Below are 12,941 nucleotides of genomic sequence, written 5' to 3'. Positions count from 1 at the left end.
ACCATTTGGTGAAGGGCTCGTGAGCGTGCAGACTGTCCGCCCATGAGTGACTGGCTGGACGGGTCCCCCGGCATGAACCGTTACGGCGGCGGAGCGGAGGCAACGCATGCCGTCACGGGGCAGATATGGCAGCCCAGCGCCCACTCGCCGCAGCCGGTCAGGTACGAGCAATCTGGCTCCTACGAGCAACCCGGCGCCTACGAGGACCCCGGCTCGTACGAGGCTCCCGGCTCGTACGAGGACCCCGGCCCCTACGAGGCCCCCGGCTCGTACGACACCCCCCACTCGTATGCGGGGCCCGGCGAGCAGGTCCGCAGAAGTACCCGGCCCCCCGCCGTCCGCCCCACTCGCCGCCGCCGGATCCTGCGGCTGGCGGGGCTGCTGATCGCTGTGGTCCTGCTGGCCTCCGGCGGTACCTACGTGTGGGCCGACACCAAGCTCGAGCGCCAGGTCGACCTCGGCAAGCTCGCCGACCGGCCTCCCCTGGGCCGGGGCACCAACTATCTGATCGTGGGCTCCGACAGCCGCGTGGGCCTGTCCGAAAAGGACCTGAAGGACCTGCACACCGGCGGGTCGGCGGACGCGGGCCGGCGCACCGACTCGATGATCGTGCTGCACACCGGGGCCCACGGCACCACGATGCTGAGCCTGCCGCGCGACTCCTGGGTGACCATCCCGCCGTACATCCGCCCCGAAACCGGCAAGCACTACCCCGCGTCGAAGAACAAGCTCAACGCGGCGTTCTCGCTCGGCGGACCCGGTCTGCTCATCCGGACCATCGAACGCAACACGGGCCTGCGCATCGGGCATTACACGGAGATCGGCTTCTCGGGTTTCGTCAGCATCGTCGACGCCGTCGGAGGGGTGCCGATCTGCCTGGACAAGGCCGTCAAGGACGAGAAGTCCGGCGAGAACCTGACCAAGGGCTGCCACACGCTCGACGGCCGTACCGCGCTCGCGTTCGTCCGCCAGCGTCACCAAGAGGCACAGGGCGACCTCGGCCGCAGCAGGAACCAGCAGAAATTCCTCGCCGCGCTCGCCCACAAGACCGCCACCCCCGGCGTCCTGCTCGACCCGTCCAAGGTGTACCCGACGATGAGCGCCGGCCTCGGCACGCTCATCGTTGACAACGACATGAGCCTGTGGAACCTCGCCTCGCTGTTCGAGGCGATGAAGAAGGTCTCGGCCGGCAACGGCAAACGCCTCAACGTCCCCGTCTCCAGCGTGGGTTTCGCCACCTCGAAGGGCAGCGCCATCAAGTGGGACGTGTCCCGGGCCAGGCAACTCTTCGCCGAACTACGGGACGACCGGCCGGTGACGGCCAAGGGGAAGACCTAGGGGGCTTCTGATGGATCTCCGCGGCGTCGCGACGCCCGGCACGCCCTCTCGCCGCACCGCGCGAAAGCCCAAGTAGCGCCGCTACGAGGACTTCCGCGCGTCACGCCGAGAGCACGCACCAGACGCCGCTCCTTCTTCCACGGAGATCCATCAGAAGCCCCCTAGCCGCGTACGGCCGACGTCCCGCCCGCCATGGGCAGGCTGAACCGGCCTGCAAGCGCGGGCAGTTGGAGGGCCTGGGCCGGCTGCCACCCTGGCCTCTTCGTGCCCGGTGTGGCACTCTGCCGGGCGTCGCGGCCGCGACGTTGCCCGAAGAGGTCCGGACGACGTCCCGGCCGGAAGCCGGCCAGTACCCGGCCAGAATCCGGAGAGACAAGGAGAGAGCGATGAGCGCCTCCCCCGGCGGTGAGCACCTGACCGCGGCACCGGCTCCTGACGCAACGATCTCCCTCGACGAAGCGCTCCGGAAGGGGCATACGGCCCGCGGTCGGAGCGCGCTCGACCGCGCCGCGGCCATGTGCCGCTACGTCGGCATCGAGGACGATGACGCCGAGTCGGTGCCGACGAGCCCCGCCGCGAAGGCCGCCAACGCCGTCCGGCTGTCGGGCCGGGCGCTCGCCCAGCTTGCCGACGGCTCCCCGGACCCTGCGGCGGGCGCCCGCTGCGCCAGAAATGCCGCGGCCGCGGCGGCCGTTGTGGCCGATCTGGCCCGGTCCCGCGGTGGTGACGGCGCACCGGCCGACGCCGCCCATCGCGCTGCCGTCACGGCTTCCATGGCCGCGGGAGATGCCGCGGGGCGGGCGGGCATGGGCCGGGACGTGGCGCTGAACGCCAAAGCCGATGCGGCAGAGGCGGCGGCCGTCTCCGCGGCCGAGAACGTGGGCTGGGTGTAGAGCCTGGTGCAGCGCCTGACGGAGGGCCTGACGGAGGACCTGGTGGAGGGCCTGTCCGTGGGTCCCCGACGGGCCTCCGACGAGTCACGGCCGGGCCCGCCGCTCCCCCCGATCACACCGGCCGGCACTCCTCCAGCCACCGCCGCAGCGCGATGCGGTCCACCTTGCCGTTCGCGTTGACCGGCATGGTCTCGACGGCATGCACCGACCTGGGCGCCATATAGGGCGGCAGTGTGTCCGCGGACGCGGCGGCCACGGCGGACGGATCCGCCGCGCCCGAGATCACGGCGGTGATCGTCCCCGGGTCCGGCCACATCAGGCATACGGCCTCCACCGCCCCGGACCGGCGCAGCGCCGCTTCGATCTCGCCCAGTTCGATCCGGTAACCATCGATCTTGACCTGCTGGTCGTTGCGGCCCAGGCAGATCAGCTGGCCGTGGTGCCGGCGCACCAGGTCGCCGGTGCGGTAGTACGTCCTGCCGCCGCGTGCGAAGAAGCGCTCGGCGGTCAGCTCGGGCGCCTGCCAGTAGCCGGGCGTGGTCTGGGGGCCGGCCACGCACAGCTCGCCGGTGGACCCGTCCGCGACCGGGGTCAGGTCCTCGTCCACGATCAGCGTGTGCAGGCCCGGGTACGGCCGTCCGATCGGCACGTTGTCGTGCACACAGTGCGCCGGGCTCGTGCGCGGGTCCCAGCGGTAGACCGTGCAGGCGATGGTCAGCTCGGTCGGGCCGTACAGGTTCTCCACGGTCGATCCGGGCGCGGCGGCCTGCCATGCCTCGGCGGTGGCCCTGGGCAGCGCCTCGCCGCAGAACAGGCTCCAGCGCAGGGTCGGCATCGATCCGGGGGTGAGCACGCCCCGCTTGCGCAGTACGGCGGCCACAGTAGGCACCGAGAACCAGACGGTGATGCCGTTGCGTTCCAGGTAGGGCAGGGGCGCCAGCAGCTCCTGGGGGTCCGTCGCGCAGACCCGTGCCCCGTTCTCCCAGGCCATGAAGAGGTCGAAGACCGACAGGTCGAAGGTCTGGTCGCCGATCTGCGTGAGCCTGTCGTCGGGTGTCAGCCGATAGCGGTCCTGGTTCGTGTCGAGAAAGGACCGGACGTTGGCGTGGGTGACCGGGACGCCCTTCGGCTCCCCGGTGCTGCCCGAGGTGAACAGCACATAGGCGACGTCATCGGGGCCCACGCCGAGCGGCTGTGGCAGCGGGGCGGCGGCCGCGAGATCGGCCGCGTCCAGGACCGGCCCGTCGCCGAGGTCCGGGACGTCGGCGCGCAGGCTGTCGGGCAGCAGCACCGCCGGACGCCGCGGCAGGCCGCGCAGGAGTTCCGGCAGGTGGGGCAGCGACGCCGCATCGACGATCAGTGCATCGACCGCCGACCGCTCCAGCATGGTCCGGGTCCGCCGTACGGGCAGCTCCCGGTTCAGCGGGACGAAGGCCGCCCCGGCGAACAGCGCGGCGGCCACCCCCAGGTACGCGGGCGCGCTGCGCGAGGCCAGGACGCCGACCCGCCGCGGCCGGGGTCCGGCCGCCTCGACGACCGCGGCCGCCCACTGCCGGGCGGTGTGGACGACCTCCTGGTAGGTGTACTCGCGTGCGCCGATGGTCAGCGCGGTGTGGTCGGGAAGGGTGTCCGCATGGTGCAGCAGCCCGTCGCCCAAGGGCCGGGCCGGCGCCGTTCCCGTCTCCGTCATGCCTCCACCCTGCCGACCACGGGCGCCCGGCGCCTGTTGGCGGGCTGCGGTCGGGGGATGCCGGCGGGCCGGTGCGCGGCCCCACGGACAGGCCCTGGAGCCCACGCCGACCTCTCGTAGAGGCCCGGCCCCGACCCATCAGAAAGGCCCTAGCCCGGAAACAGCCCCAAGGCGCTGTCGAGCGACCAGGTCTGCCAGCTCATGGCGAACAGTCCCGTGGCGGATATCAGCGCCATCATCAGGTTCTGCCCCTGCTCTCCCCAGTCGTGGATCATCAGCACGAGATAGAGCAGGTTGAGCACGAGACCGCAGGCCAGGGCGACGGGCGTCAGGAATCCGACGGTCAGGCCCAGGCCGAGGGCCAGCTCTGCGTGGGCGACGACATACGCCATCAGCCGGGGGCGGGGCTTCACGATGCGGTCGAAGCCGGTGCGGACCACGGACCAGCGGTGCCGGTCCGCCACGCCCGCCGCCCAGGCGATGCCGCCGCCGGCGAACCAGTCCTTCTTGTCCTTGTGGCGCCAGCTTTCCAGCCACCACAGGCCGAGGCCGATACGGAGGACCGCTAGCCACTCGGGCCCGTCGAGCCAGATCGTTTGCATGCCGTTCCTTCCGGTCGCGCGCATAACTGACGGAGCGTCAGTTCAGCGGAAGGCGTCCGCTCTGGCAAGAGGTGCAGTTGCCGATTGCGCCTTGTTGTCGCGAGGGCTGGCTCATACCCTCGGAGCCGAGGAATCTGATGGGGCGTCAGATCGTGAGCGTAAGGGGTACGGCGTGATCCGCAACGAGAGCAGTGCAGGGGAAATCCCCAAGGTCATCAGCGTGGACGACCACGTGATCGAGCCCGCGCACCTCTTCGCGACATGGCTTCCGAAGAAGTACCGGGACCGGGGGCCCAAGCCGTTCACGGCCGGCATCGGGGAACTGGAGTACATCGGCGGGAAGTACCGCTTCACCACCGATCCGAAAGGCCAGATCACCGACTGGTGGGAGTACGAAGGGCTGGTGTTCCCGTACAAACGCATCATCGCGGCCGTCGGCTTCTCCCGTGACGAGATGACGCTGGACGGCATCACGCGGGAGCAGATGCGGCGCGGGTGCTGGGACCCCACGGCCCGCCTGGCGGACATGGACGTCAATCACGTCGAGGCATCCCTCTGCTTCCCGACGTTCCCGCGCTTTTGCGGGCAGACCTTCGCGGAGGCCGAGGACAAGGAGGTCGCGCTGGCGTGCGTGCGGGCCTACAACGACTGGATGGTGGAGGAGTGGTGCGGCGACAGCGGCGGCCGGCTGATCCCGCTCTGCCTCATCCCGCTGTGGGACGTCGATCTCGCGGTCGCCGAGATCAGGCGCAATGCCGCGCGGGGCGTCCGGGCGGTGACCTTCAGCGAGATTCCCACCTATCTGGGGCTGCCGTCGATCCACTCCGGCTACTGGGACCCGTTCTTCGCGGCGTGCGAGGAGACCGGGACCGTCGTGAACATGCACATCGGCTCGTCGTCCCAGATGCCGGCCGCATCGCCGGACGCGCCGCCCGCCGTGCAGGCATCCTTGAGCTTCAACAACGCGATGGCCTCGATGATGGACTTCCTCTTCAGCGGCGTGCTGGTGAAATTCCCGCGGCTCAAGCTGGCGTACAGCGAAGGCCAGATGGGGTGGATCCCGTACGCGCTGGAGCGGGCGGACGACGTATGGGAGGAGCACCGGGCCTGGGGCGGGGTGAAGGACCTGATCCCCGAGCCGCCGTCGACGTACTACTACCGGCAGATCTTCTGCTGCTTCTTCCGCGACAAGCACGGCGTCGCCTCGATCGAGACGGTCGGGGTGAACAACGCGACGTTCGAGACCGACTATCCCCACGTCGATTCGACCTGGCCGCGGACGAAGCAGGTGGCGGCCGAGCACGTCGGCGGGCTGCCCGCCGAAGTGGCCTACAAGCTGTTGCGCGGGAACGCCATTCGTATGCTGGACCTACCATTTGACCAAGATCGGGCGGCGGTCATCGCCTGACGGTTCGCGCCGGTGCCGCGGAGAGGTGAGCGGATGAGCAATCCCGTAAGCGAAGCCCTGGTGACCCTGGGGCGCGGATACGTACGGGATGCCCCCGGCAGTCTCGGCAAGGCGCTGCTGGCCAAGCGGTTCCTCAACCCCCGGCTGCGGGACCGTCCTCGGCGCAGGGTCGTCCGCACCGCATTCGGCTCCGCCATGGCCGTCGATACGCGGGATCTCATCCAGCGCTACATCTATCTGTTCGGCCTGTGGGAACCCCATATGACGCACTGGCTGGAGCGTCGGCTGCGGCCCGGCGACACCTTCGTCGACGTCGGGGCCAACATCGGCTACTACAGCCTGCTCGCCGCACGGCTCGTCGGAGGGGAGGGCAAGGTGGTGGCCGTCGAGGCCACCCCGGCCTTCCACCGCCGGGTGCTGCTGCACGCCGGGATGAACGGGTGCGACAGCATCCGTGCGGTCAATGCCGCGGTCTCCGACGAGCCCGGGAAACTGACCTTCATCCTGGCCAGCTCCAGCAATATGGGCGCCGCCAGCATCGTCCCCTACGACGGCCCCGCCGAGGCCACGTTCGAGGTGGAGGCGTATCCGCTGCCGGATCTGCTCACCTCGGAGGAGATCGCCTCGGCCCGGGTGATCAAGATCGATGTGGAGGGCGCGGAGGGCGGTGTCGTACGGGGCATGGAGCCGATGCTCGGCGCGCTGCGGCCGGATGCGGAGATCACCATCGAGGTGACTCCCGAACGGATGGAGCGCCTGGGGGAATCGGCCGACGAACTGCTGGAGATCATGCGCGACCACGGATTCCATGTGTACCGCCTGCCCAACGACTACGCGGCCGGGAGCTACCCGGCGGCGCTGCGGTCGGTGGCCGTACCGGTGCGCTGGCGGGGCCCGGTGGTCGAGGAGAGCGACCTGATCTTCTCGCGGGTCGATGCCGAAGCGCTTCCGTGAAGGAGGGGTTGGCCGTGCCGGCGGTCAATCGGCAGCCGTGTAGCACCAGTTGAAGGAGGCGAGCTCCCGGGCGCGGGCCTCCACCACCGCCATACGGGCGTCGCGCTCCGCGGCGTCGGTGTGGGATGCCTGGCCGGTGGCCTGGCCGGGCCACTTGCGGTAGAGCAGCCCGACCTCGGACGAGAACCAGCCGCGGCTGGTCGCGTTCAGCGCGAGCAGCAGGCCGGTGTCCTCCGAGGCCGGGAGCGCCATCCAGCCGCCGAGGGCGAGCAGCAGGCCGCGGCGGACGAAGAGGGTCGCCGGGTGGACCTGCGCGCGGTAGTCGTTCGCCTTCCAGAAGTCGAGCACGGCGCCCCGCTCGACCGGCCCCGGCGCGGGGTCTCGGGGAAAACCGACGGTGGAGCCGTCGGGCAGCAGGTCCAGGGCGCGCGAGGTGGCCCAGCCCAGGGTCCGGTCGGCTTCGAGGGCGGCCAGGTCGCGGGCGAGCGTGCCCGGCGGCAGCTGATCGTCGGCGTCCAGGATTTTGACGTAGGCGCCGTCCGCATGCGCCAGGGCCATGGTGCGGGCGACACCGGGGCCGCCCGGCCGTCCCTGCCGGAAGGTCACCCGCGCGTCGTCCGGGACATGCGGGGCGACCTCGTCGCCGTGTCCGTCCTCCTGCACGACCCAGTGCCAGTCCCACCCCGCGGGCAGCTCCTGTCGGCACAGCGAGGCGTACGCCTCCGGCAGGAAGCGGGCCGACGGGGCGTGCACGGCGGTGACGACGATGATGCGCCGGCGCACGGCACTCACCACCTTTCCAGGGGAGTGGTGAACCGCAGTTCCGTGCGGTCGCCCGGCAGGACGATGTCGGAGACCCCCACGGCGCGGTCCCGGATGTCGTACGAGGTCTTGCGGAGCACCAGCACCGACGTGCCCGGCGGCAGCTCCAGCTCGTCCGCTTCCCCGGGCGTCGGCGGACGGGCGGTGACGCGCTCCTCGATGCGGTCCAGCTCGATGCCCACGGTGTGCAGCTGGCTCTGCGAGCCCCCGGGCCAGGGTTCCCTGGTCTCGTCCAGCAGGTCGGGGTTCGGTGCGATCAGATCGCGCACGAGATACGAGGTCACCAGGCCGAAGGGCGCGGTCTCGGCCGCGTGCCGGGTGCGGTAGGAGCGCTCCAGCAGCATGGTGCCCTCGGGGAGGGCGAAGGCCCTCGCGAGGTCCTCGGTCGCCGGGATCTCGCGATACGACGCGGAAAAGACCAGGTCATCGACGTGAAGTCCGGTGTCCTGCTCGGTGGCGCCCGTCGTGCTGCGCTGTTCGACGGGCTTGTGCACCCGGTCCTTCTCCCACTGGTGCCGGAGATTGGACCGCACCACCGGGGTGCGCGGCCGCCGGGCGATCCGCTCGTACGCCGCTGCCATCGCCGCTCACCGTTCCGTCGCCGTGCGCCCCGGCGGGGCCGGCCGGGCGAGATCAGCTTACGACTCCCCAAGAGGAGCCGAGAGGCGGAACATGCGGCGGAAAAATGACAGCGCCCGACCGCTGGCGACGGGGGATGCACCAGCGATCGGGCTACCGCCAAGACTAACAAGGCTGCCCCCGCTGCGGGAGCCGACTGCCCAGCTCCATGGGGGAGTTGTGGCCGGGATCACGCGATGGGGTCAACCTTGCCCGGATGTCCGACGGGGCCGGGCCCCGGTCTGTTACTCGCCGCACGGGGGCGCGTACGAGAGGCGGGGCAGGTACTCGTGCCATTTCTTCGGCGTCAGCACACCCCGGGTGCTGGCGCAGATCCGGCGGATGGCCTCGTCGGCGGACAGATCCCAGAGCCGGACGGTATCGGCGCCGCTGGACACCCCGAGCAGATGGCTGCCGGGGCTGAAGGTCAGGAAGTTGCCCGTCTTGGCGGTGGGGCTCAGCGACTGGCCGATGGGGGTGGCCCGGGAGGGATGGGCCACGTTCCACAGGCGGACCGTGTCGTCGTTGCCGCCGCTCGCGAGGGTGCGGCCGTCCCGGCTGAAGGTCAGCGACACGACGGCTTCGGTGTGGCCGGTGAGCGTCGAGTCGGGCCGGGTCGCTTCGAGCGGATCGGTCACGTTCCACAGGCGGACCGTGCCGTCGTCGCTGCCGCTGGCCAGCGTACGGCCGTTGGGGCTGTAGGCGAGCGTGTTGACGGGGCCCAGGTGGCCCTTGAGGGGCGCGCCGAGCGGGGTGGTGTGACGAGGGTCGGTCACGTTCCAGAGGCGGACGGTGTTGTCCGCGCTGCCGCTGGCCAGGGTGTGGCCGTCCGGGCTGAACACGAGGGTGTTGACGTAGCCGGTGTGGCCGGTGAGGGGTTTGCCCAGGCGTCTGGGGCGGGCCGGGTCGGTGATGTCCAGCAGCTGGATGGTCCGGTCGTCGTAGTCGACGGCCAGGGTGTGTCCGTCGGGGCTGAGCGCCAACTCGTCGGGGCCCGCGTAGCGGGTGTGCAGCGGGACGGCCGGGCCGTGGGCGACGGGGTGGGCGGGATCGGCGACGTTCCACAGCTGGACCGTGTTGCTGGTGCCCGTCAGGACGGCGAGGGTGCGGCCGTTGGGCGAGAACACCAGCGACCGCAGGTCCCGCTCCCCGGTCTCGACGGGCTTGCCCAGCGCCGTGGGCCGCGCGGGATCCGTCACGTTCCACAGCCGGATCCTGCCGTCGCCGCTGCCGGTGGCGAGGAGCTTGCCGTCCGGCCGGAACATTCCGATCCGGCCGATCATGTCCGACGAAGGAATCGACCACAGCCGGATCTTGCTGTCGCCGCTGCCGGTGGCCAGGGTCCGCCCGTCGGGGCTGAAGCCCACCGCGTACATCTCGCCGCTGCTGCCCGCGAGGGGCTCGCCGACCTGCGACGGGTACGCCGGATTGCTGACGTTCCACAGGCTCGCGGTGCTGTCCGCGCTGCCGGCCGCGAGCATGCTTCCGTCGTGGTTGAAGGCGACCGACCACACGGGGCCGGTGTGGCCGGTCAGCGGCGCGCCGATCTGGACCGCGCGGCGCGGGTCGGCGACGTTCCACAGCCGGATGGTGTCGTCCTTGCTGCCACTGGCGAGCGTGCGGCCGTCGGGGCTGAAGGCGACGGAGTGCACGGTGTGGGTGTGGCCGGTCAGCGGCGGACCGAGCCGGTTCGGGTGCCGCGGGTCGGCGACGTCCCACAGCCTGATCGTGCTGTCGTCGCCGCCGGCCGCCAGCGTCCGTCCGTCGGGGCTGAACGCCACGGAGCGCACGGCGGCGGTGGGGCCGGTCAGGACGCCGAGATCCCTGGGCCGGTGCGGTGTCCGCACGTCCCACAGGCGGACGGTGCGGTCCTCGTCCGCGGACGCCAGGGTGTGGCCGTCCGGGCTGAAGGCGAGCAGGGAGATCGTGCCGTCATGCCCGGTCAGCGGCGCGCCGAGCGGGCGCGGGTGGCCGGGGTCGCGGACGTCCCACAGCCGGATCGTGCCGTCGTCCGAAGCGCTGGCGAGGGTGTGGCCGTCCGGGCTGAAGACCGCGGTGCTCACCCAGCTCGTGTGGCCGGTGAGGGGTTTGCCCAGCGGGCGCGGGCGGGTGCGGTCCGCCACGTCCCACAGCCGGACGGAGCGGTCGTAGCTGGCGGTGGCCAGGACCCGTCCGTTCGGGCTGAAGGAGGTGAGGTAGACGGCGCCGGTGTGCCCGAGCAGCGGCGTGGCCAGCGGTGCGTTCACGATCGAGATCAGCCGGTTGTCGGTGTCCTCGTCGTCCGGCCGCAAGTGGTGGGCCACCAGGTCGAGCTGGGCGGACAGCGACGGATCGGTGTGCTGGACGCGGTCGGCCTCGGCGAGCACCTGCGCGAACACCGCGTCGTCCCGCTGCTGCCAGGCGACCACCGCCGACCCGACGGCCAGCAGCGCCAGCACGGCCAGGGCCGCCACCGCACCACGGCCGATCCACACGGTGCGCTTGCGCAGCCGGACCGAGGCGGCCAGGAATTCCACCGCGCTGCGGGTCAGATAGGTGTCACCGGCCGAACGCGCCCAGGTGCGGGCCTGGTCGAGACGGGAACCCCGGTAGAGCAGCGAGGTGTCGCGGTGCGAGGTCTCCCAGGCCCGGCCGTCCTCCTCCAGCCGCTGGCGCAGCAGATTGCCGTTGCGGTCCTCGTCGATCCAGTCGCGCAGCCGCGGCCAGGCGTGCAGCAGCGCCTCATGGGTGATCTCCACGGCCTCCGCGTCGAGCGTCACCAGCCGGGCGTGCACCAGCGCTTCGAGCGATTCCTCCGTTTTGTTCGGGTCGGTCGATTCGTCCGCCAGCTGGCGCCGCGTCCCCCGACGGCGGGTGGCCTGGGTGTCCTCGCCCAGCCGGACCAGCCGGAGCAGCAGCAGCCGGGCGGCCGTACGGGCCGCCGGGTCGAGGCCGGACCAGGCCCGCTCGGCGGTCGCCGCCACCGCTCCCTGGATGCCGCCCGCCGCGCGGTAGCCGGCCAGCGTCAGCCGTCCCGCCTTCCGCCGCTGCCAGGTGGCGAGCAGGGCGTGGGACAGGAGCGGCAGCACGCCCGCGTCGTGCGTCCCGCTGGGCCCGTCGGCGCTCACCTCCCGGACGATCAGCTCCGCCAGCCCCGGTTCGAGTTCCAGACCCACGGCCTTGGCCGGTCCGGCCACCGCCTCGCGCAGCTCCGCGCTGGTCAGCGGACCGAGCACCATGTGCCGGTGTTGCAGCGCATCGGCCAGTTCCGGATGGCCCAGGCACTGCTCGTAGAAGTCGGCCCGTATGCCGAGGAGGACGAGGACGGGGGCCGGGTCATCTGCGTCGGACGGCGTGCACGCGGCGTGCAGGACCTCGATGAAGGCGCGCCGGTTGGCCTCGTCGGAGCAGAGGGTGAACGTCTCCTCGAACTGGTCCACGATGACGACCGGACGGGCGGCGGACGTCCCGCGCCCCGCCCATGCCCCGACGGCTTCCCGCACCGCCCGCGCGAAATGCGCGGTACCGGGCGCCGTCGCCGCCGAATTCTGCGCGGTGGCGACGACGTCGGCGAGCTCGGGGATCCGGCGGGTCAGCTCGGCGAGCGGATCGGCTCCCGGTACGAGCTGCACCGCCTCCCCGTCCCGGCCGTCCTCGTCGCCCAGCGCGCCGCCGTGCAGCGCCGGCACCAGGCCGGCGTTCAGCAGGGAGGACTTTCCCGCCCCGGAGGCGCCCACGAGCATGACCAGGCCGCCCGTCTGCTCCGCCGCGCGGAGCTGAGCGACGAGGGCCTCGGTGCTCCGCTCCCGGCCGAAGAACCACCGGGCGTCCTGCGGGCGGTACGACGCCAGCCCGCGGTAGGGGCAGACACCGGGGACGGACGGGGCTTCGGCCGCGGCCTGCTCCTCCTCGTCCGCGGCGGCCGCGGGCCGGTCGCCGACCGGGTCGGCCACCGCGCGCTCCCACAGGAGCTGCCACTGGGCCAGGTCGTACAGGCCCTCGGACACCGGAACGGGCCGCAGCCGCCGCGCCTCGGGGATCAGGACGTGCAGCACCGCGGCGAGGGCGGCGAACTGGGCGGGCGCATTCCTGGCCCGTCGCCAGTCGCTGATCCGCTGCGCGGACACCCGCACGGGCCGCCCGCGTTCGTCGACCCGGCGACTCCCGACGACGGATTCGGCCACACGCTTGAGGGGAGGATTACCGGCCTCCTTGTACAGCAGTGCGAGACGTTCCGCGAAGGCCGCGCGTGCCCCTGAGTCGGAACTCAAGGTCTCCACTCCTTACTTCCCCCGCACTGGACATCCGGACCGGAAAACTCACCCTATCGGGCTGACCTGCGACAACGCCGTCCGTCCGGCTCCGGAACCCCCTCGGTCCGAGCCCTGGCTGGCAGGATCACGAAGCAGCAGCGCAGCAACGGTACGCCGCCTGGACAGACCACCAGCACGGCGACCGGAGAGGCAACCATGGGCTCCCCATGACGCCGCATGGTCTCGGTCACTTTCCGCCGGGAGGACACCTTCCGCCGGAGGACACCTTCCGCCGGGAGGACGGGACGGCGACGGAGTCTCGCCGCGCGTGCTCAAGAGGCCCGCGAGCCGGTCCCGTCGGACCTCGCCCGCGTAGACCAAGGG

9 protein-coding genes are annotated in these 12,941 nt (G+C 71.6%); 4 read left to right on the top strand and 5 right to left on the bottom strand.

All coding sequences use genetic code 11. The features are described from left to right. Positions 1 to 42 precede the first annotated feature (42 nt). Both SNA_RS01120 and SNA_RS38120 read left to right on the top strand, forming a co-directional pair. Positions 43 to 1,338 carry an LCP family protein gene (locus SNA_RS01120; protein WP_037792099.1) on the top strand — a complete coding sequence of 432 codons (1,296 nt, stop codon included), beginning with the start codon at positions 43 to 45 and terminating at the stop codon, positions 1,336 to 1,338. A gap of 386 nt (positions 1,339 to 1,724) precedes the next feature. Further along, the gene (locus tag SNA_RS38120) at positions 1,725 to 2,231 is read left to right on the top strand and encodes a hypothetical protein (RefSeq protein ID WP_052808857.1); all 507 of its coding nucleotides are present in this window, start codon (positions 1,725 to 1,727) and stop codon (positions 2,229 to 2,231) included. A gap of 112 nt (positions 2,232 to 2,343) precedes the next feature. Here the strand turns inward: SNA_RS38120 and SNA_RS01110 are convergent, their stop codons facing one another. After that, complete coding sequence (locus tag SNA_RS01110) at positions 2,344 to 3,921, bottom strand: amino acid adenylation domain-containing protein (RefSeq protein ID WP_051877427.1); 1,578 nt, start codon at positions 3,919 to 3,921, stop codon at positions 2,344 to 2,346. 149 nt (positions 3,922 to 4,070) lie between these two features. Beyond that, a complete protein-coding gene (locus SNA_RS01105; protein ID WP_030068605.1) occupies positions 4,071 to 4,523 on the bottom strand; it encodes a DoxX family membrane protein in 453 nt (150 codons plus the stop codon). 172 nt (positions 4,524 to 4,695) lie between these two features. On the opposite strand from SNA_RS01105, the gene SNA_RS01100 reads away from it, so the two are divergent. After that, positions 4,696 to 5,931 carry an amidohydrolase family protein gene (locus SNA_RS01100; RefSeq protein ID WP_030068604.1) on the top strand — a complete coding sequence of 412 codons (1,236 nt, stop codon included), beginning with the start codon at positions 4,696 to 4,698 and terminating at the stop codon, positions 5,929 to 5,931. A gap of 33 nt (positions 5,932 to 5,964) precedes the next feature. Then, complete coding sequence (locus SNA_RS01095; RefSeq protein ID WP_030068603.1) at positions 5,965 to 6,885, top strand: FkbM family methyltransferase; 921 nt, start codon at positions 5,965 to 5,967, stop codon at positions 6,883 to 6,885. 24 nt (positions 6,886 to 6,909) lie between these two features. Here SNA_RS01095 and SNA_RS01090 read toward each other — a convergent pair whose 3' ends face one another. The 3 genes from SNA_RS01090 to SNA_RS01080 form a co-directional block, all read right to left on the bottom strand. Next, positions 6,910 to 7,668: a glycosyltransferase family 2 protein gene (locus SNA_RS01090; RefSeq protein WP_078969646.1), complete on the bottom strand. Its 759-nt coding sequence runs from the start codon at positions 7,666 to 7,668 to the stop codon at positions 6,910 to 6,912. 5 nt (positions 7,669 to 7,673) lie between these two features. Continuing rightward, complete coding sequence (locus SNA_RS01085) at positions 7,674 to 8,288, bottom strand: UTRA domain-containing protein (protein WP_030068600.1); 615 nt, start codon at positions 8,286 to 8,288, stop codon at positions 7,674 to 7,676. Positions 8,289 to 8,570: 282 nt separating this feature from the next. Further along, complete coding sequence (locus SNA_RS01080; protein ID WP_044362601.1) at positions 8,571 to 12,584, bottom strand: nSTAND1 domain-containing NTPase; 4,014 nt, start codon at positions 12,582 to 12,584, stop codon at positions 8,571 to 8,573. Positions 12,585 to 12,941 lie beyond the last annotated feature (357 nt).

The organism is Streptomyces natalensis ATCC 27448, from assembly GCF_000935125.1.
GTDB classification, from domain to species: Bacteria; Actinomycetota; Actinomycetes; order Streptomycetales; family Streptomycetaceae; genus Streptomyces; species Streptomyces natalensis.
Note: the sequence above shows the minus strand (reverse complement) of the source record. Positions and strands in the feature narration are given on the sequence as shown.